The organism is Dapis hubbardiae BLCC-M172 (genome assembly GCF_050016015.1).
Classification (GTDB): domain Bacteria; phylum Cyanobacteriota; class Cyanobacteriia; order Cyanobacteriales; family Microcoleaceae; genus Trichodesmium.
In genome coordinates this window covers 35,951-57,677 of record NZ_JBNHEQ010000292.1, presented here as the reverse complement: position 1 = coordinate 57,677, position 21,727 = coordinate 35,951, and the positions used below count along the sequence as shown (strand labels likewise).

The window sequence follows — 21,727 nt, the reverse complement described above, 5'->3', positions numbered from 1 at the left end:
CTGTAGGTCCGATTGGTCCGGAAGGTCCTGTAGGTGCGACTGGTGCCCCTGGTCCGGCTGGTCCAATTGGTCCTGTAGGTGCAACTGGTGCCCCCGGTCCTGTAGGTCCTATAGGTCCTGTAGGTGCAACTGGTGCCCCTGGTCCGGCTGGTCCTATAGGTCCTGTAGGTGCAACTGGTGCCCCTGGTCCTGTAGGTCCAATTGGTCCAATTGGTCCTGCTGGTCCTGTAGGTGCAACTGGTGCTATCGGTCCTGTAGGTCCTGCCGGTCCTGTGGGTGCAACTGGTGCTATCGGTCCTGTAGGTCCTGCTGGTCCTGTAGGTGCCACTGGTCCTGCTGGTCCTGCTGGTCCTGGAATCCCAACATTCCCAATAGGCTACATAATTGCTGGAGACAATGCTCCGGCAGACTTTTTAACTGGAGAAATTGTTCTGTGGCCTGGTCTATCTGTACCACCTGGTTTCTTCTCTCTTGAAGGTCAAGTATTGCCGATCGCTGGTAATGGGCAGCTATTTGGTATAGTCGGTACTCAGTTCGGAGGCGATGGAGTTAATAACTTCGCACTACCTAATTTAGTTAACATTAGTCCAGTTGGTCGTCCCCTGAATACATTGCCTACTGAAACAGATGCTGTCACAGGTCTATTGTTTGTTGAGTTTCCTGCTGGTAGCGGTAATTTTATACCTGCAGACGAGGTGCCTAATGCAGTTGTAGATGGTGGAAATTTAGACGTTAACGACAACACTGTAACACTTCAACAGTTGGCCTTAGAAGCAGCAGCAGCAGAACAAGTTCAGGAATTGATGTTTGCTGATGAATGAAATAGCTAATAAAGCTAAACTGCTTTTAGTAGATTTCTACTAAAAAAATCTGATAGCTGATTTAAACCAATCAAATATCAGAACAAACTAATTATTAAACCTTGCAGGTTACAAGAACTTGCAAGGTTTTTTTTAGCTGAAAATTTGGAATTTTATTCAATTTATGCAAATTTTTATAAGCATGATATATACAGTCAATTGAAAATCAATTCTCATACCTAATTTATCCAAAGTAAATTCAAAAAATCTACTTTTGACTTTATTACTCTCTAATTAAATAGGGTTGCTGTTAAAAGCAAAAACCTTAAATTATGTACTTTGGTTTGAGAAATATAGTTTGCTTCCCACAGAATAAACCAAAATTTTTAGAGGTTTTGTTGGGTTTATCCTCCCGATAAGCTTTAGGAAGAATTTGTTTAACAAAGGCTCAAGACTATCTCTATCTAAAACTTATTGCTCTCTAATCAGTTTACAATAAATATCTAATGGAAATTAGAGCCAAAATTTGGAGGCGACAATAATGTTAGATACAATCGTATTAGGTGGCGGATGTTTCTGGTGCGTAGAATCTGTTTTTTTGTCTGTGGCAGGAGTAAAAGAAGCAGAGTCTGGTTATGCTGGAGGGAAGACTAAAAATCCTGACTACAGGTCTATATGTTCTGGAACAACTGGCCATGCTGAGGTTGTCAAAGTTTCCTTTGATACTGAGAAAATATCCCTGGGTGAAATATTAGAGATATTTTTTGCGACTCACGACCCCACAACACTCAATAGACAAGGAAATGATGTTGGTACTCAGTATCGTTCAATTATTATGTGTCATTCCCAAGAACAAAAAGATATTGCTCAAGAAGTAATTTCAACTTTGAGTAATAATGGCACATTTAAAAATCCTATCGTAACTGAAGTAGTTGATTTGAAGGATTATTATAGAGCTGAAGAATATCATCAAAACTATTTTAATAAGAATCCTTATCAACCTTATTGTGTATTTTCAATTCCGCCAAAGTTACAAAAACTCAAGAAATATTTCCCAGATAAAGTATCTGCCTAAATCTAAATAGTTATCCCATTTTAGTTAAAAAGGGAGGTTCCATAGAACCTTCCTAGAAATATTTTAGACCTGTTCCAGATATTTTCGGACGGGCAAGATGCCCATCCCACTTACATTCATCCCTTAATTCAGCAACGCGAATTATCGCCCTAGTAGACTGACACAGCTAATGAGTGTGGGTATTTATTTTGGGGCGGGTTTATTTGATCTGATGGTTAAACTCGTTAATTTAACGTGGAACCCGCCCCTAGTATTACAACATTTTAGATGTGTCACGCCACTACTGCCTACTCCCTACTCCCTACTCCCTTATTCTCAAACACACGATTAAAAAAAGGTATAATTTCAGACCAAGCTGAAGTAGTTGCAGCAGAGTCATAACGATAACCATCATCACGCATAAAAGTATGCTCTGCTTCATATAAGAAAATTTGGTGAGTTACACCAGTTTGCTCCAAAGTTTGACTAATAGTTTGGCGATCGCCTTCTGGTGTATGAGGATCTTTACTACCAAAAACAATAAGTATCTCACCTTCAATTTCATTCACTCGTTTAATAGTATCAGCAACTCCCTTACCTAACTTCCCACTAGGAATGCCAGTGGGATAACAACAAACTGTAGCTTTAATATCTTTCTCAAAGGCAGCGCGGAAAGCTAAATGTCCGCCAATACAAAAACCCATAGCACCTATTTTATCCGCAGCAACAGAATTTTCTGCTTTGAGAAATTCAATTACAGCTTGGGTATCCGCATCATACTCAGGTACTGCTGTTCGACGAGCATTATCATTACCCCGCATCTTCCCTAGGTCATCTGGCTCCATAACAAGACCTATTGGCTCAGTTCGATGAAAAATTTCTGGAGCAGCAACTACATAACCATACCCCGCCAAATAGTTAGCTAGACGAATTATTGGGCCTCCTAACTGATAGATATCAGAGTAAAATACAATACCTGGGTAAATTCCTGGTGGTTTAGGGGTTGCTACATATACACGCATTAAACTGTCATCAACGATTAAATTAACGTTACGTTTAGTAATTTGCACCTATTACCTCCATTGTTGTACCCAAGAATTTTTCTACAACACTACCTTACCTTTTTGAAGTTTATGATGAACGTTTATTGAGAATTGAGTTATATATTTGCATAAATAGTTGCTACAAATTTATATTCCATATTTCTTATTTATTCTGATTTATAAATAAAGAGTATGTAACGTTATTTTATCGGCATAGTATTACAGACTAACTTTTCCTGGTAGTGATAAACAAGTAATGATAGTAATAGGTGGTAGGCTAAAAACAGCTCTCTGATAATACCTTCAGGAATAAGAAATAGAAAACACCGGAGTCACCGAATAGTTCTGATATTTTGTACTATTTCCTGAATAACTGTAACTGCCTAGCAAAAATAGCAAAATTCCGTAATTTCTCGGTAGTCTCTAGGTGGGTATTGCTGAACAAACTTTAGACTTTGAAAGGCTGTATTCCTCATAAACAGTAGAGTATAGCTAATTTTATCTAGTCATTTTATAGGCAATTTGTCTTCACAAAATTATCTATAAAAGTTCAGTATTTTCTGGGTAGATATTTGATGATTTTTAGCTGATAATAATATTAGAAAGTTAAAAAGCAATGAAAAAACTAATTTGATTCATTGTTACGAATTTTTACAAAACAAAAATTTGATTTGTTAATACTAAGCTAATTTTACATCTTATTAAGGAGTTTGCTATGAATTTACCTAAGGTTAATCAAAAACTTTTAAAACTGGGAGCATTTACACTTAGTACATTTGTATTATTAACTTCTTCAGCTAAAGTTTTAGCATCTACTCCTGGAGAAACTAATAACAAATCTATGTTACTTGCTCAAACATCCCGTCAGGAGTGGCGTATTTGTGAGAAAAAAGGAGAAAATTGGTCTGAGGTAAAATACTTTGAATCAAAAAATTATTTTGCCAATATTTGTCGTAATGCTAATGGTCAATTAACTTTAGTAGCTGGTGCAAAATCAAATCCTAATCAACTTTTAGAATTACCTGTTACTGGTGAACAAGGATATTTAGCTATTGATGGAAGTAAAACTTTTATGATCGACAATACTCATTTCAGTATGGCTATAAACGGACTGGTAGTTAGGAAAGAACAAGTAACTTACAGAGGGGAGTAGATTTACTAATTAAGTTATGAGAAAAATTTTTACAAATAACAGTTGATTATTATTCCTGTATTTGCAAGTTGTTAAGACTTAATTTGATAGCTTATATGCTATTGTTCATCAAAAAATTTATTGTTGAATGAAACAAACTGTTTCTGTATCTAAAAAAATTAGGAAATTATCTGGGTGCAAATTACATCATATTTGTCATTGACCAAAAAAAATACTACAAATTACAGGAGTTTTATGATTAGTAGACTACAGTAGAGACTTTCCATGGAAGGTCTCTACAAGGTTTTGGTTGTGACTATGGGGTTTATAAATCAGAAAAGCAGTGTAATGTAGAAATATTGGATAAAATATTAAACATCTCTACATTTAAGAATGGTTTACTAGAAATAATTTTGATTATTTTATTTCAGTGATTCATTAAAATTGTGAAAGTAGAGCTTTCTATCAAAATATGAATTTTATTTATTAAACATATCCTTATAATTCCTAGACCGCTACAAATTTATTCACTTCACCAGTCAAACTAAACGGACGTACTTCAGTAATTTTCACTTTTACTAATTTACCTTTCAACTGATTAATATCCCCCTCAAAAAATGTGAGACGGTTGCCACGGGTACGACCCATAACTTGAGCATAATTTTTAGGGTTTGTGTCTTCAACTAAAATCTCTTCAATACGACCCATATAACGTTGCGACCTTTCTGCTGCTTTCACACCCACCAAATGATTCAACCGTTGCAAGCGATCGCTTTTCACCTCTTCACTCAGTTGATTTTCCCATAAAGCTGCTGGAGTTCCCGGCCTGGGAGAATAAGCAGCAGTATTCAACAAGTCGAACCCAATATCGTCTACCAATTTCAGCGTATTATCAAATTGTTCCTCAGTTTCCCCAGGAAAACCTACTATTGCATCAGCACTAATAGAAGCATCTGGCATCAGTTCGCGAATTTTATCAATAATTCGGCGATATTTCTCATGGGTGTAACCTCTTGCCATCGCTTTTAATAATTCATTATCTCCAGACTGAAACGGAATATGGAAATGTTCACAAACCTTGGGTAACTCAGCACACGCTCTAATTAAACGTTCTGTGAAATAGCGGGGATGACTTGTCGCAAAACGAATGCGTTCCACACCTGATACATCATGCACATAATAAAGTAAATCTGTGAATGTATATTTATTGCGTCCTTCTGGTGTTGTTCCCGGTAAGTCGCGTCCGTAAGCATCAATATTTTGCCCTAACAATGTAATTTCTGGATAACCTTGTTTCCCCAACTCTTCCATTTCAGCGCGAATAGCTTCAGGATAGCGAGACTGTTCGACACCGCGCACGCTAGGAACGACGCAATAGGTGCAATGTTCGTTGCAACCATAAATTATGTTTACCCAAGCAGTAATTTTACTATCCCGTCTGGGTTTAGTGATATCTTCGACAATATGAATGGGTTCAGTAGCGACTACTTGGTTGCCATTGAATACCTGTTCTAATAAATCTTGCAAACGGTTAGCGTGTTGGGGTCCCATAACTAAGTCTAGTTCAGGCACTCGTCGCAATAGTGCTTCTCCTTCTTGTTGAGCGACACATCCAGCAACAATAAGAGTTAGGTCTGGTTGTTGGTGTTTGCGTTTTGCTTGTCTGCCAAGATAAGAGTAGACTTTTTGTTCGGCATTGTCGCGAATAGTGCAGGTGTTGTATAGAATGATGTTGGCATCGTTGGGGTCTTCTGAAGAGATGAGGCCCATATTATCTAGGATACCTGCCATGCGTTCGGAGTCGGCCTTGTTCATTTGACAGCCGAAAGTGGTAATGTGATAGCGATTAGTATTTGTATTCATAATAAACTATTAGAATAAAATGATATAGCAATTCCCATAGTTATGAGGTACATTTACGATCCCCCAAATTCCCCCTTAAAAAGGGGGAATTTGAAGGTTTCCCCCTTATCAAGGGGGGTTAGGGGGGATCTAAAAGTGTACCTCATAGATTAAAAAACCACTATAGTATACAAGGGTTTAATATTATATCATAAATTTGCTGATTACAGCAGTTTTCAGGTCAACAAACCACATAAAAAAAATGATAACCCTGTAGGGACGTTGCATGCAACGTCCCTACATTGTGGTCTAATCAAATGAAAAGTGCTCTATAATGTGAAATGCAAAAAATTTGCTACTTACAAATCTCCCTATTCCCTATTCCTTATTTTATAAACCTTGAGCAGTAAAAGCTGCCCAATAACGAGGATGAGAGAAAGGATTTTTATTTTGGATATCGAGAATTTTGCTGTACACTGAACTATATTGACAATACTGGCGATGCCATTCCTGATACTCTGGTGAATTTGCTGGATATTGGTCTCGCTTATCCTTTGCTTCTGCTCGTTTTTGTTTAACTGGTGACAATAATTTTCTAACTTCCTCTTTTGTCATACCCCGTAATTTGATCTGCGCTTCCCATAAAGCTTGAGGACGACTTTTACCAAGTTGTCGTTCCTCATAATAAAATACCGCAACCAAGGCAGTTGCAAAATCATCCACTGACCACAAAGTATTAATAACACTCCTGGCACCTGCACATAAAAACCCAGTTGCCAAAGTGAGAATATCATCTGTTATCTGTGGAGTACCTAAACCAGTCTCGCAGCAAGAAAGAAACACATCCGACAATTTCGGCAACCGCCACCCCGGACTCATCAACTGCCCCAAGGTAATATTCCCGTCGCTCAACTTTAACAATGACTCCAGAGGTTTATCAAAACGAGATTCGGCGTGATGACAGGAATGGAGAAGTTGAACTGTATTTGCTAACTGCTGGTAGTTGGAGCGAGTTGCTTGAGTTTTGCCTCGGAGGCGGTTAGTTTCGGGGATATTAAACAGTTTAGAAATTTGCTCTCCCTCAAAACCTGCAAAAGGGAGATTATCTTCTGCATTTTCAACGATGCCATATTGCCAGGTTGCGGTTTCCAGTTCTCCTCGTTGATGACAAAATTCGAGAATTTGGCAACTGGGGGCGTAGCGAATCAGAAATTTATCTCCAAAATGTAGGGACGTTTCATGTAGGGACGTTTCATGCAACGTCCCTACATCCTTCGCATCCAACGTCGGTACAGAAATGGGAATAGCTGCAAAAGGAATTAGATGTAGATAGAGATGGGGAATGAGAATTAGTTCTTCGATACCGTTGAGATATTCTGTAATGAGGCGATCAAGTTGGAGTCTTTCCCCTATTTCTGCCAAAATATCATTCATCTGCTCGTACCATTTCGACTGTCTTTCTTCTTTTTGTTGTTTAGTTTCATTTTCTCCAGGTAGGTAAGGCAATAACCAACTTTCATAAATCCAAGGTTGCAATATTTCCATACCTTGTTGGGAGCAGGTATGAAGAGAAATTTGGTTTTGGCGCAAGACAAATATATAGGTATTGTCGGCAGTGTTGTAAAAACTGAGGATAGCAGTAGTAGGTTTGTCGATAAATTTTTGGATGGCGGTTATGTCTGGGGGGCTCACCTGAATTTCTCCTGCTAAAACTGGGTCAAGTTTTCTGAGTTGTTCCCAGATTTTTTGTTTTTCCGCTTCTAGGTGGGCGACTTTTTCGTTGTAAGCGTTGAGAGATGCTCTTTGACTACTGCTAGTTCCTACTTTTGTTATGGTTCGATTATTATCGGAACTCTTTTGATGGTGTTGTTGGTCGATTTTTTGTTGCAAGTCGTCATACTGCTGTAGCAACTCCTGAACTTCTGGAGAAAGTTCGCCTCCTTGACTGAGGTCATTACTTGCCATCAAGTCTACGAGGCGTTTTGACTTAGAACGTTCAGCATATTCGAGAGCTTTTTCTAAGTTGTCTGCGTTAATGCAAGCTTGCACCATATTAAAATAAACATCAATAACATTTTCCATTATTGCTTGGCGACGAGATTCGGAAGTTATCCAACTGCGACTGGTTTCTACTGCATCAATGGCTATACCATATCCCTGAATAGCTTCTTCCCATCTATTTGTTTTGAAGCTAAGATCGCCAAGTATGCGCCCAGTTGAAAAACAGTCCATTGTAAAAGTTTTGGGAGTGAAGATTTTTAAGGCTGACTGATAACAAGCGATCGCTTCATTTATTTTCTCTAATTTTATGTAAGTGGCTGCCATATTATATTGATTTCTTGCCCAATATTTAGGAAAACTATCGTAGGTAAAGACTCGTCCTGCAGCTTGGTAAAATGTCATTGCCTTCTCGAAATTTTCTGAGGAATTACCTTTAATAAAGTTGGCGTAAATAACTCCCAGATTTTTTTGAGTCATCCCCCATTCTCTGGGGAATTTTTCTTCAGTATAAATTTGCAAAGCTGCTTCATAAGATTTTATTGCTAATTCTTGATTTTCTGAAGGGTTTCCTAGTATTTGGTTAGAATATGCCATACCTAAATTGTTTTGGGTAGAAGCCCATTTATCAGGAAATGCTTCTTGTGTGAAAACTTCTAAAACATTATGATAAGTGGCAATAGCTATTTCTAAATTTTTAACAGAATTACCTTTGAGCCGATCGCGATAAGTATTGGCTAAATTCATTTTAGTTTTCCCATAAAATTCTGGGTAATTATGGGGAGTAAAAATCTGCAAAGCTCTTTGATAATATTCAATTGTTTTTTCCAAGTTTTCTTGGCGATCGCCACGCACTCTTTCAGAATAAATAAACCCTAAAGTATTTTGATTGTTTGCCCATTCTTTCGGAAAATTTTCTTTTGTGTAAACTTCTAAAGAAGCTTCAATATATTTAATTGCTAATTCCATATTTTCCAAGCGATCGCCTTTCATTCTATGACCATAGGCATCTCCAATATTGTGTTTTAAACCAGCCCAAAGAAAGGGATTATACTCACGGGTAAATACTTCTGAAGCTAAGGTAAAATGCTGAATTGTTTTTTCTAAATTTTCTGCTTTATCTCCTTTAATTCGATAACTATATGCTCCTCCTAAATTATTTTGTAAGTTAGCCCATAAAAAAGCATCCTTATGGGGGGTAACAATTTTTAAAGCTGTTTCACCAAGAGATATTGCCTTTTCTAAATTTTCAGCTTTATTTCCATATATCCGCTCTGTGTAAGCAAAGCTCAAATTATTTAATATTTGAGCTTTCATAAGTTTATTTGCACTATTTTCTCCCTCGGAAAAAACCGGAGATAATATTTCATAACCAGTAATAGCAATTTCTAAGTTTATAGCTATGTTGCCTTGAGAAAACTTTTGCATTAGAATGCTAAAAAAGAAAATACTTATCTCTATGTATTTAGCCTCATCCCCGTCAACAGCGGATAGCTTAACTGTCGCCCAATTACGAAATAATTGGATAAAATTATCGTCTAATTTTTCTAGGTTGGCAGAAATAAAAGCGTAGAAAGCTTTTTCTTCTGTAAAATTACCCATTGCTGAATTGCTGTTGCCAGATTCAATTAATAGCTCGTCAACTTCTGGCATTGTATTTGTAGGAATTAAATTTTCCTGACTTTCGGGAAGTAGAATATGTTTGTGAATTACTTGAAATATCTGGAGAATAAAAGCTATTTCTTTTCCACCTTGCTCTAGGTCATCTCTCAATTTATATGCAGCTAATAAAAGTGTTTCAACAAAACTAAATCCTATGGGAAAAAGAGTAGGAATATATATTGCCAAAGCAGCTTGATAATAGGCGATCGCTCTGTCAATATTTTCTCTGGGATTACCTAAAATTCTCTCACTATAAACAATACCTAAGTCAGCTTGAGTTTGTGCCCATTTTTCAGGAAATTCTGCACGAGTACGAACTTCTAAAGCTGCTTCATAATAAGCGATCGCTGTTTCCTGATTATCTCGTAAATTACCTTTTATTCTTCTCTTGTAAGCTAGTCCTAAATTGTGTTGAAGTCGCCCCCATTCTCTAGCATAAACTTCACGGTTAAATACTTCTAATGCAGCTTTATAGCAACTAATAGCTATTTCTTGATTTTCGGAAATATCTCCTTTTATTCTATCGCTATAAACTAGCCCCAAAGTATTTTGTGTCATTGCCCATTTTTTAGGGAAAATATCGCGAGTTAAAACTTGTAAAGCTTTTTGACAAGCAGCGATAGCTTTCTCTAAATTTTCTGCTTTATCTCCCCTAATTCGGCGACGGTAAAAAGATGCAATATTTTTTTGACATAAACCCCATTCTTCGGGGAAAAAATCGCGTTTAAAAAAGGTAATAGCTGCTTCAATTCCTGCTATTGCAATTTCTATATTAATTTCTATATCGCCTCTGGGAAATTCACCAATATATAGACTAAAATCAATAATTGATTTAGCTCTTAATTCTGCTACTTTTAGGCTTTCTTTAGCAAGGTTAAGCTTTAGCCAGTGTTGCAAAAATTCTACAAATCCATCATTCAATTTCTGGTAATTTTCCTCTATCAAACAGAACATCAATTGTGGATTTTTTCGACTGTTTGCAGTTGCAAATAATATTTCATCAAGAAAAGCTCGGTAAGTTTTTTGCCCTTTTTTGTTTTCGGTTTGATTTTGATTTTTTCCAAATCCTTTTGCCATAATTTTTGATGAATTTATAGCTGAATAAAATCGTAAATTTTTAGCATTTTAACCCAGAACTTGATGAGTTCTATAAATCATAATCAATACAGGTAATTAACACTGCCAGCAGTTCCTGAAGAACAGTCTCAGAAACCCGCCCCAAACACCTAACGAACCTTTCACTAGAAATACTCCGAACTTGGAGAACATTACCAGCAGAGTTGCTATCTAAACCATTATCCTGAGAACGGGGAATAGGAACCATAAAAGGGCGGTTTTGAAATTTAGGTTACCATTTAGTTATAGGAATAATAATTCTGATAGGAATGGAACTAAAAATGTCAGAATTAATTACAACAGTCGGGCGAGTTTTTTTGATTTCTTGTCCTCTAGTTGGATCGAGTTCCACCAGGTATATTTCTCCTCGTTGAGCATTATTCATCTTCCAATTCCCAATCTTCCCCATCAAGAACCGAAAATTCAGTTAACTCTGGATCATTTAAAAAATCTTCAGCAGTTGCAGCTATATAAGGAGCCAAAATCTTGTGGCGCTCTGCAACTGGCAGCCGAGCAATTTCTCGCATAGATAGTCTAGTTGGCGACTCCATTGCTACAGCTTGACTATCGATAGCACCAATTAAATCTCCTGTCAGCTCCGACAAAAGTGGTTCTGGCGTTGGCGTCGCATTCGGTACAACTCGCTCCTTCGGCAATTGGGCAGCAATCCAATTTTCAGGAGTTAAACCTTGTTCTCTGGCAACCTCTAAGAGAACTTTGTAAGTTTGTTCGGGCAGAATAATAGTATGATTTGACATAAGTTTACAAGTAATTTTTTAGCATTTGAACGCAGAACTGGATATTAATTATCCTTTGGTGGGAAGTAGTTGGGAAAGAAGGATAGCTTCAATTCTGTTATTACTTCTTCTCCATTATTCTTGTTCCTCAAAAATCCGAGCTAATTTCTCCAGCAATTCTTCAGCTAACTCCAAAAGTTCGATTCCATCCTCCTCATTCTTATCACTTATATCTCGATTACTACTAGCTACACTAATACCACCAGCCAATAAATTTCTTACAGCAAACTTACGGTCATACTCATCAGCAATTTGCCACATTTTTTCTAACTCTGAAGCAATTTCTGATGTAGATTTTTCTCTTGATTTTTCCCTCACTCTTACTGCTACTAAATCATCACTTTCTAGCAGAAAAATTATCGAATCAAAATAAGTATTACTATCCCAATTTTCTAACCAATCTCCATCAACATCTTCTACATAAATTTCTGCTGCATCTAAACCATAATTTAAAATATCAGCTTGTAATTTTCGAGATGATTCTAATAGTTTAGTAAACTCTGCTAATTTTTCTTCTGGAGGATTTTTTGGGTTTGTCGCCATAATATTAATATTTTTCCTCAGTCTGTCTAAATTCGGTTATAAACTACACTTTAAATAATTACCTTTCTGGAGATTGTCGCTGTTATCTAATGTGATTTTGACTAATTCATTTTGATAATCTTGTTTGCCCGGATTATAGCTTAAAAAAAGCCCTCTGTCAATTTCCCAAAATACTAGAGTATCTTTCCACTTTTCTGCCTTATTTTTAGCCAAATTTTTAGATAAAGTTGTAAGTTGAATACATAATGGTTTCTCTTGACTACTACTAACAATAATATCGGTTGCCATTGACAAATCAACAATATAGCGTTGTAAAACTGTGCCTTGATTAAGTTCAATTTTTTTAGCTGTATCGCTAATTATTTTTCCATCTTCTTGAGTAAATTCTCCTGACATGAGTTTTTGTTTCCAAATATAAAATTTAGGGTCTTTTTCTCGTAGCCATTTTGGAAATAATTCTTGATGCCAATATTGTTCTGTAGGATTCATTTGTCGATAGTCAAATTCTCCCTCAATTTCCTTTTCAATAGATTTGATAATTAGGAAAATTTGAGAATCTTCAATAAGCTGTTTCAAAAAAAGTATTACAAATGGTTTACTTGTCAAAGTACCAGGTTTTAAATGTTTAATCCATCTATTTACTTCATTTAATCTTTTTGTCAAATATGGGTCTACTGAAGATGCTTCCTGAATCAAAGATTTTAATTGTGTCTTGAGTTCTCTAGCTTGCAAAATAGAAGTCCCTCCATTGATTATTTTTGATTAACTGTTACAGAGGATTTCAGGTTTATGAGGTACAATAGCACTAAAATTTTAAATAGTTTTTGAAGTATAGAATAAAGTTTTCATGTCTTTAATAAAAATTAAAAATCATTTTATTACACTTACATAGAATAGGCTGTAGTATAGCAATCCGTGCTTATTTTGGGGGTAATCAAAAAGTATAAAAAAACTGAAACTCCTATTTTTAATTTACTAATTTAATTTTTATTCAGCCTAAATTAAATATCCCAAACAAGCTAGAGTATCTCTTGCCAATTCTTGCCGAAGGGCAATGTCTCTTGGAGAAAGTCGAGTCTGTGGATGCCAATTCTTACCTTCTCCTTTATTTTTCACAATGATATTATCAATTAACTCTCGATGGTCATTGTAAGCAGATTTTGAGTATAGTTTGATATTATATCATAATTTATTTAATGTTTTTGATATAGAGGATAAAGAAAAATCATTATGAACTTTTTTGATAAGCTACTAACCAGTATAGAACGGAATCAAAGTTTACTTTATCTGGAATTAGACCCTAATTCCGAAAGTTTAGCAAAAGAAGCTGAGGGTGAAAATATTTCGCCAAAATCTTTATTTGCTAACCCTTGCGAAAAAGACAATCAAGAATTAATTCAAGATTGGTGGGAGTGGCTCCATTTTTTAATCACTGAAACCAAAAAATATGTATGTGCTTATAAACTTTCTTTAGGCTATTATCAATCTTTTGGCATACCAGGTTTACAACTACTTCAGCAAACCTTAAAAACTATTCCTTCTGAAATTCCAATTATTTTAGATGCTAAACACGCTGACCTAAACACAAGTACAGTATTTGCTCAGACTATATTTGCAGATTGGCAAGTAGATGCTTGTACAATTTCACCCTATACAGGTCTTGACTTAGTAGCACCTTTTTTACTTTATCCAGGTAAAGCAGTTTTTCTACTTTGTGCTACAGCAAATCCTTCAGCAGCAGTATTACAAGAATATCCTAATCAAGAGCAACCTCTTTATTTGAAATTAGTAAGGGAAGCTCAAAGATGGGCAACTCCCGAACAGCTAGGTTTAGAAGTAGGAATAATGCCAGATATGCTAGCAAAAATTAGGCAAGCTGCTCCAGAAAGACTAATATTAATTCAGGGAGATATAGGAGAAGAAAATGATATTACTAATCCAGAAGAATTAACTCAAATTTTAGCTGCTGGTTTGAATATTAATGGTGAAGGATTACTCTTACCAATTCCACCAAAATTATTAGGTAATGCACAACCTAATACTGCAATTGAAAGTTTAAGAGATACTATTAATGAACAACGTCTCAAAGTAGTTGAAGGTAGTCCTACCTGTGAATTGTGGTTGCCAGATGTTGTTTTTTTACAACATGAACCCCACCGAGATTTAATCTTACAACTTTATGATATTGGCTGTATTATTTTTGGCGACCATGTACAAGCATCGGGAGCTATTTTTCCTTATTATATAGACTTACGAAAAATCATTTCTATTCCCCAAATATTTCATAAAATTGTTACTGCCTATGCTGAGATTCTCCAAGGTTTAGAATTTGATAGAATTGCAGGTATTCCTTATGGTTCATTGCCCACGGCAACAGGTTTAGCTTTGCGTCTAGAACGTCCGATGATATTTCCTCGGAAAGAGGTAAAAGCTCATGGTACTAGTAGATTAATTGAAGGGCATTTTCAACCAGGGGAAAAAATTGTAGTTGTGGATGATATTATGATTAGTGGTAATAGTGTAATTAAGGGAGCAGAGAAACTCAAATCAGTAGGATTAGAAGTAGAGGATATTGTGGTTTTTATTGACCATGAACGGGGAGTAAAAGATAAGTTACAAGACCATGGATATCGAGGTCATTCAGTATTGACTTTGACAGAAATTTCTCAAACTTTATATGAGTCTAAGAAGATTAATTCTGAACAATTTAATATCCTCAAAAATAATCATTAAACTCTATGGTGCTTCTGTAAATATATTAATTTCTGGTGGAGGGAATTTAACGAATTTAGAATTTAGAAGTTAGAAGTTGTTTTTTTGATTATTTGATAATGAATAATGGATAATTACCTCTGGTTAAAACCGTATTTGATTCAATTATCAGGAAATTACAATTTATTTTTTATCATTAAAAAGAGAAAAAAGAAAAAATTTTCCTTTTATTCAATCCTCTTCCTTTTAGGGAGAGGTAATTATCAATTATCAATTATTGAACAAACCCCTACCAAACTTGCAGTTTTTGTCTCTTTTTAGAATCTTCTAACTCGAAAGTAAATGGATTTGATAAGTACCTAAACAAAATTATTTACCTATTCCAATTCTATGTAATTTTGACAAGGCAATAAATTCAGTCTGACTAAGTGTGTAATTAATTTTGTGTACCTGCTTATTAGAGCCAATTATTTTGACAAAATTTATCCAATTATAGCGGTTGTCACAAAGGTAGACTAGAAAACTTCGGTTGTGCATCAGTAAAGTGTGGGATAAGTAATATCATCTCCGGTTGAATGGGTTGGGAAACCAAACCCCTACGAATATTTTAGTTATTCTTACTATGTAGAAGGTTTGTTGCCATTGTTATCTTATAGGTATAATTATTTATTCCTCCAAATGTTCGGAGGTCTCCCACACTTCCCTGACGCACTACCAAAACTTCTTCATTCTTCCTTTAACCCCAAATTTCTGTACTCTATATTAATGAAAACTGCTATAAGTTATTGCCCAATAATAGTATTTACAATTTATAATAATTTTTCTTAGTGCTACTTTTATACTTGAATCAAATCTAGCCAATATTTAGTAAGCATTCAGCCCTCAGCTATCAGCCGTCAGCTCTGAGCAATAAAAATGAATGAAGCAAGCATTCATTTAACTTATACTAAATTGTTCAACTAATTCTTGGAAATCTTTCAATTGCTTTTTCCTTATTTAAAGGTAATATAGCTGTTTCGCTATGGGACATTAAAAACTTAGTTGCTTCTCAGGAAGCTAGCTAATAGCTAACCGCTGAATGCTACTCATACTTTTAATTCTTGTAAATCTCTCAATTACTTTTTCCTTATTTAAAGGTAATAAAAAAAGGTGATAGCTCTTAAAGAAGTTCCTCAACAGGAGGCTGGCTGAACCCTGAATGCTTACAATATTTATATAATAACCATGAACAACTTTTTATTAACAACAATTATTACTGGTTTGATATATGTCTTACCTATACACCTTCAGCCAGTTTTTGCTAATCGAATTACAGAGGCTAATTATGACAATTTAAAAATTGGTATGACTTATCAGGAAGTCAAGCAAATATTAGGTAGAGAAGGTGAAATTTATACAGAATATAATAGTCCGAATATTCAAAACTTTGGGGTTGCTTATCGCTGGCTCAATAATGATGGAACAGGGATAATTGCCGTATTTAATTCTGAGAATAAATTAATTAAATTATCTGCTCAAAATTTGAATACTAATAACTTGGGAATAAATCGAGAACCGCCAGTAGTTACAACTATAAATATTGAAAAGATAAAAGTTGGTATGGCTTACGATGAAGTAACAAAAATTATTGGCAGTCGAGGAACAAAACAACCAACTAGAGATAATCCTTTAACTAATCCTAATACTAATGAATATATTTGGCTTAATCCTGATGGTACAAGCTTGACTATACTTTTTGATTCTAATCAGAAAGTTGTGAGTATTAGAACCCAAAATATGAATACTTATAATTTTGGTAATCCTTTTTGGAATCAGCCTAAACCAGTTTATTCAATTACGCGAGAAAAGTATGAAAAATTGCAGCTAGGAATGACATATCAAGAAATTATAAATATCTTGAGAAAAGAAGGAGAATTAGATACAGAATTTGACCCAGAAGCTTTTGAAAAATCAAGAGAAGCAAGGGAAATGCAAATTAATGCTAGTGCTTTTCAGCGGGGTTTAGTTGATAGGGAAGAAGTAGTGCCAGATGAAGCGGAAGAAGGGAAGAAAATTAAAGATGCTTATAAATGGATGAATCCCGATCAAACAGGAATTAAAGTAGTTTTTAATATGGAAAATAGAGCAGTTGCCATATCTACTTTTGGTTTAGGTGTTGGACTTCGAGAAAAACTTAGAAATTAAATAGATTGTTCTATGTCTAAAAATGAAAAATGGCTAGGTTTAATGATTGGAAATTCCCGGTTACATTTTGGCTATTTTACGGGAGCAATACTTCAGAATACTTGGGATATTGACTATCTTCAAAAAAATGAAATTAAATCTCATATAAATCAGCAAAAGGCGATAGAAAAATTACTCAAAAGTATATTAGAAACTGAAAATATAAACTTCAATTATGGGATGCCTTTGTTAATAGCATCAGTAGTTCCCGAACAAACAGCACTTTGGCAAACTTATCCTAACTCTGATATGATTACCTTAGATAAGTTGCAACTCCAAGGACTTTATCCTACTCTGGGAATAGATAGAGCTTTGGCTGTTTTGGGTGCAGGTACAAACTTAGGATGGCCTATATTAGTCATAGATGCTGGTACAGCAATTACCTTTACTGGTGCTGATGTCCAAAAACAAATAATGGGAGGAGCTATTTTACCAGGGCTAAGGTTGCAGTTATCATCCTTAGCAAAGGGAACAGCTATGTTACCATCAATTGATATACCTTTAGAGTTACCCCCAAGGTGGGCAAAACAAACAGCAACAGCAATTCAAGGTGGAATAATTTATACTGTATTGGCAGGTATGAAAAATTATGTTGTATCTTGGCTAGAAGAATTTCCTGAAAGTAAAATAGTATTGACTGGAGGCGATCGCCCTATACTATTGAGTCATTTCAAAACCCTATTTCCTGAGTTAGGTGCATCTATAACAGTTGCACCTGATGTAATTTTTTGGGGAATGTCAAAAGTGTGGCAGCAAACATTAAACTAAACTAGGTGAAAAATGCCTGACATAACTCAGTATGATTAATTCTCTAGCTATCCTATTTATAAATATTCTCTGAAAAGTATAGTGCTAGAGTAAAAGTGGAGTTTATCAGTCAAAAATTCTGAAGTTCTGTAAATATTAATTATTTAGTTGCTTGAGGTATATTGTAATCTCAAGCCTCATTCATTAGTCAGAATAAATAGATAAAAATAGTCATTGTAAAGATGACTATTTTTATGAGACAATAAATTTATTTGTTGACCTATGAAAGGACTAAAAATACTGGTAGCCAGTTAAGGTGAAAAATACCTGGGTAATAGTCAAATTCATATCCAAAATTATTCTTAATATAGTATCTATTCTTCTGAAAATTATGAGGAATTAATTTAACCATATCCAAGATACTTTTAAGGTAGTTTGATATTGACTGTTCTACCCAAAAAAAGTAGATTTTCAAATAGTCATTGAATCAAAAAGGAAACTATGGCGAATTTAGAAATAAACGAAAGTATGACGAGTTCTGAAATAATTGATTTTCAGCAAAAAAATTCTCTAGTAGATATCTCTAAACCTCAACCACCTACCCCTGGGATATTGCCATTCTTGAGAATACTTGCATATCTATCTTTTGTCATTGCTATTACTTCAGGAGTAACAATTTTTTTCTTCCCAAAGGAGGTTAAGTTATTTATTCTTTTAGTAGTTTCTATTGGTTTGTTTATTTTCTTATTACCTGTTAATCGTGAATTAAAGAGTAACTATACTAAGAAACTTAATGATTATAATGTACTTAAGGCAAGAAACATATATATCAGTTCGTCACAACTAGAAGACTCCCCAAAAAGTACACAGATAATGCAAGGAGTAGAAACAGCTTTAACTTACACTCAAGAACTAATACAAGAGTACAAAAAGACTCGTGTAGAATCAAGATTTTATTACTATCTATTGCAGGTAGTAACAATAATTTTTTCTGGAGTAACTCCGCTTTTAGTTCTGGTTGATAAATTAGACACAGGTCCAGTTTGGCTGAATTGGTTACCTGTAATATTTCCAGCGATCGCTTCTATTATTGCTAGTATTTCAACTGCATTTCCTTTTGAAGACACTTGGTTATCTGCTAATCGAGCTACAGAACTTTTAGAAGCTGAACAACAGGAATTTATCTTAGGAGTAACTGCAGGTTATAGAATTCCTCGTAATGCAGAAGAAAAGGAACGTTATAAAATGACAAGAGATTCTATGGCTAAATTTATTAATCAGGTGAATAGTATCCACCTCAAACAATTACAAGATGAAGAAAAAGCTGAGAAAGGAGCAGAAGAAGGAGAAGAAAAACAGAAAGAATAATAGTCAAGAAAATAAGGGAAAATAAAATAGTTAATCTCCATCAGGTAAATCTTAAATATTTAGAGAATGGCTAAATTAAGCTGGCAATTATCGCAAATATAGTCTCATTATTTGGAAAATTACCGAATAATTAATAATTAATAGTTAATAATTAATAATTAGGAGTTGATAGTCAATTAATTATTCATTCAACAATTCACGCCTTGAAGCCCTTGGATAGGGGATAAATCAAAAATTTTCCGTATTTTTCAATCCTATCCGTTTTAAGAAGGTGTAATTATTAATTATTAATTTTATTCCTACTGAATGCTGCGGAAACGGCTGTCGCCGATATGAACATTTTTAATTGCTGAAGTTATAGATTTTCTCAATCAGAGTGAGGTATATTTGTATTTTTATTTGCTGTTCATATGTTCTGGAAAACCTATAATTTTTCACCTCACTCTTCTTTATATAAATTCTTAGATTTCCTAGATTAATAGGATATCCCCTAATATCAGAGCGTGTAAAAGTTAGCGTGAATATCTAGAGGAAATTTAAGTTTTTTTTCTAGCTTTTAAGCCTTTTTACCTCTCTCCTAGATAACTAATACCATTTCTCAAAAACTTTTCTACATTAGTATAGCTTTACTTTTGGGAATTGGTATAAAACCTTCTTCCTTCTTCCGTAAGCATTCAGCTCTTAGCAGTCAGCTAGCCTCCTGGGTCGTAACTGCGTTAACAGCAAAATAATGAATAATTCCTTACTCGCTTAAAAGAGCTTACTTTAAGCAGTAACTTCTAATTCTCTCTCAATTTCAAGGGTTGCTTTTACCTCATCCTCCCACTAATAGCTGATAGCTGACAGCTGAATGCTTACCTTATGCTACCGGACTTGATATAATTTGAGATAATAAACTTTTGTAGTTTTTAGGTGGTAGGGAGATATTTATTTTCTCCCTAAAAATACTAAGTAAATTTAAAATTTATTTTTATGAATATGTTATTAAGTAAACCTGCGATATTTGCTAGTCTAACTATTTGTTTATTAATTTCTGCGAGTGGTTGTGCAAATAATTCAGCAAGTAAAGAGTTAGAGCAAATCTTTGCAGCAGATCCCCAGTTAAAAAATAATCCTCCCTTTAATCAGTTAACTGAAACCTCTACTCAAAACAACCAAGAACCAGAAAAACCAGTACAACTTCCGACTAATTTTCCTTCAGAAATCTCTCCAAGTCCTGGGACCGAATTACTGGAGAAATCTGAACCTTCTGCAACCTCAACTTTACCACCAACTCTCCAACCAGAAATTCAGCCATTGCCTAATCTCACAGTATCGCCCGAAGAATTACCTACTCCCGCAGTAGCAGCACTATCGACACCAACACCATTTCCTACTGATAGTATGCCACCTCCTCCTACCCCCACACCTTCAGAGTCTCCTGTATTAAAAAAAGTTCTCAGGGATGTGCCTACAGGTTTACGTCCATACATTGCAGATTTGGCCAAACTGGGAGTATTTCAGCAGGAACAAACCAACAATCAAGATAACCCCGATGCCACGAATACTTTAGTTAAACCTCAAAATCTTGTCAGTCGGCGTGTATATGCGAGATGGTTAGTAAGTGCAAATAATGAGATGTTTGCTAATAATCCTGCTAAACACGTCCGATTAGCTAGAGCAAATGAAAAACCGATTTTTGAAGATGTGCCAAAAACTGACCCCGACTTTTCTATAATTCAAGGTTTGGCAGAATCAGGTTTAATTCCTAGTCCTTTATCTGGGGATATTAATGTGGTTAAGTTTCGCCCAGATGATTTTTTAACCCGTGAGGATTTAATTCTGTGGAAGGTGCCTTTAGATTTTCGCAAGCCATTACCAGAAGCGACAATAGAGAAAGTTAAGGCAGCTTGGGATTTTCAAGATACTTCTAAAATTGACCCTGCTGCTTTGAGGGCAGTATTAGCAGATGCTGAGAATGAGTTTTCTAATATTCGTCGGGTTTTCGGTTATACTAGGTTATTTAGGCCAGATAAGACAGTTAGTCGGGCTGAGGCTGCTGCTATTTTATGGTATTTTGGAGACCAGAATGATGGTATCTCGGCTCAGATGGCCTTGCAAGCAAAGGGAGAATCTTAATTTAAAAGGAAGAAGGAAGAAGGAAGAAGAAAGAAGGACTATTTATTAGAGATTCAAATATTCAAACCTTTACCAAAAAATAAGGTCTAAAGCCTTCTATTTCAAGAGAAAAAGCGTTCACTCTTCGGAGCTTTCCGTTCCAGAAAGCTTTGCGCCAGCAAAACGCCATATCCAATCGACCAAAAGAAAAGTGCCAGAATATTTCCTTGTATTCAATCCTCTCGATTTTCCTTGAGGTAATTATCAATTATCCATTATCAATTACCCATTAATGAACTCCCTTGTATAACTATGGCCAAAAAGTTTTGAGAAAAAAAATTTTTCAAACCCCTTGACATTTATCTTGAGATTCGCTATCTTTATAAAAGTGAAAACAAAGAACTAAGCCCCCATCGTCTAGAGGCCTAGGACACCTCCCTTTCACGGAGGCGACAGGGATTCGAATTCCCTTGGGGGTATTAAAAAATAAAGGATGACAGAATTTATTTTCTTGTCATCCTTTTAATTTTTTGTCATTTGGATATCAAATAATTACATGGTTCAATTAAGAGTAGGGGTTTGGTTACTAAATA

Annotated in this window: 14 protein-coding genes, 1 tRNA gene and 1 pseudogene; 9 read left to right on the top strand and 7 right to left on the bottom strand. The window is 35.3% G+C overall.

Going from position 1 to position 21,727, the window contains the following annotated elements:
- The coding region (locus ACP6PK_RS27075) for a phage tail protein (RefSeq protein ID WP_426564306.1) at positions 1 to 821 on the top strand (821 nt) is incomplete at its 5' end.
- A gap of 520 nt (positions 822 to 1,341) precedes the next feature.
- Positions 1,342 to 1,875, top strand: a complete 534-nt coding sequence (gene msrA, locus ACP6PK_RS27070; RefSeq protein WP_426564304.1) for a peptide-methionine (S)-S-oxide reductase MsrA — start codon at positions 1,342 to 1,344, stop codon at positions 1,873 to 1,875.
- A gap of 287 nt (positions 1,876 to 2,162) precedes the next feature.
- Here the strand turns inward: msrA and ACP6PK_RS27065 are convergent, their stop codons facing one another.
- Entirely contained in the window at positions 2,163 to 2,924 is a 762-nt protein-coding gene (locus ACP6PK_RS27065) for a dienelactone hydrolase family protein (RefSeq protein WP_426564302.1), read from the bottom strand.
- 688 nt (positions 2,925 to 3,612) lie between these two features.
- Between ACP6PK_RS27065 and ACP6PK_RS27060 the strand changes: the two genes are divergently transcribed.
- Complete coding sequence (locus ACP6PK_RS27060) at positions 3,613 to 4,050, top strand: hypothetical protein (protein WP_426564300.1); 438 nt, start codon at positions 3,613 to 3,615, stop codon at positions 4,048 to 4,050.
- Positions 4,051 to 4,536: 486 nt separating this feature from the next.
- On the opposite strand, the gene miaB is transcribed toward ACP6PK_RS27060, so the two are convergent.
- From miaB to ACP6PK_RS27030, 6 genes and pseudogenes are all read right to left on the bottom strand, one after another.
- Entirely contained in the window at positions 4,537 to 5,892 is a 1,356-nt protein-coding gene (gene miaB, locus ACP6PK_RS27055; protein ID WP_426564298.1) for a tRNA (N6-isopentenyl adenosine(37)-C2)-methylthiotransferase MiaB, read from the bottom strand.
- 369 nt (positions 5,893 to 6,261) lie between these two features.
- Positions 6,262 to 10,608: a CHAT domain-containing protein gene (locus tag ACP6PK_RS27050; protein ID WP_426564296.1), complete on the bottom strand. Its 4,347-nt coding sequence runs from the start codon at positions 10,606 to 10,608 to the stop codon at positions 6,262 to 6,264.
- 70 nt (positions 10,609 to 10,678) lie between these two features.
- A pseudogene (locus ACP6PK_RS27045) lies at positions 10,679 to 11,032 on the bottom strand (type II toxin-antitoxin system PemK/MazF family toxin).
- Complete coding sequence (locus ACP6PK_RS27040; RefSeq protein ID WP_426564294.1) at positions 11,025 to 11,405, bottom strand: hypothetical protein; 381 nt, start codon at positions 11,403 to 11,405, stop codon at positions 11,025 to 11,027. Before ACP6PK_RS27040 ends, ACP6PK_RS27045 begins: the two are co-directional and overlap by 8 nt.
- Positions 11,406 to 11,519: 114 nt before the next feature.
- Positions 11,520 to 11,987 carry a hypothetical protein gene (locus ACP6PK_RS27035; RefSeq protein ID WP_426564292.1) on the bottom strand — a complete coding sequence of 156 codons (468 nt, stop codon included), beginning with the start codon at positions 11,985 to 11,987 and terminating at the stop codon, positions 11,520 to 11,522.
- A 36-nt stretch (positions 11,988 to 12,023) separates the two neighbouring features.
- Entirely contained in the window at positions 12,024 to 12,719 is a 696-nt protein-coding gene (locus ACP6PK_RS27030; RefSeq protein ID WP_426564290.1) for a hypothetical protein, read from the bottom strand.
- Between the two features lie 498 nt (positions 12,720 to 13,217).
- On the opposite strand from ACP6PK_RS27030, the gene ACP6PK_RS27025 reads away from it, so the two are divergent.
- The 6 genes from ACP6PK_RS27025 to ACP6PK_RS27000 all read left to right on the top strand — a co-directional run bounded on the left by ACP6PK_RS27025 (position 13,218) and on the right by ACP6PK_RS27000 (position 21,613).
- Positions 13,218 to 14,720: a bifunctional orotidine-5'-phosphate decarboxylase/orotate phosphoribosyltransferase gene (locus tag ACP6PK_RS27025; protein WP_426564288.1), complete on the top strand. Its 1,503-nt coding sequence runs from the start codon at positions 13,218 to 13,220 to the stop codon at positions 14,718 to 14,720.
- Positions 14,721 to 15,923: 1,203 nt separating this feature from the next.
- Positions 15,924 to 16,883, top strand: coding sequence for a hypothetical protein (locus ACP6PK_RS27020; RefSeq protein WP_426564286.1), 960 nt, complete (start codon positions 15,924 to 15,926; stop codon positions 16,881 to 16,883).
- Between the two features lie 12 nt (positions 16,884 to 16,895).
- Positions 16,896 to 17,690: a pantothenate kinase gene (locus tag ACP6PK_RS27015; RefSeq protein ID WP_426564284.1), complete on the top strand. Its 795-nt coding sequence runs from the start codon at positions 16,896 to 16,898 to the stop codon at positions 17,688 to 17,690.
- Positions 17,691 to 18,170: 480 nt separating this feature from the next.
- Entirely contained in the window at positions 18,171 to 19,037 is an 867-nt protein-coding gene (locus tag ACP6PK_RS27010) for a DUF4231 domain-containing protein (RefSeq protein WP_426564282.1), read from the top strand.
- Positions 19,038 to 20,009: 972 nt separating this feature from the next.
- Entirely contained in the window at positions 20,010 to 21,155 is a 1,146-nt protein-coding gene (locus tag ACP6PK_RS27005; RefSeq protein WP_426564280.1) for an S-layer homology domain-containing protein, read from the top strand.
- A 385-nt stretch (positions 21,156 to 21,540) separates the two neighbouring features.
- Positions 21,541 to 21,613, top strand: a tRNA-Glu gene (locus ACP6PK_RS27000).
- Positions 21,614 to 21,727 lie beyond the last annotated feature (114 nt).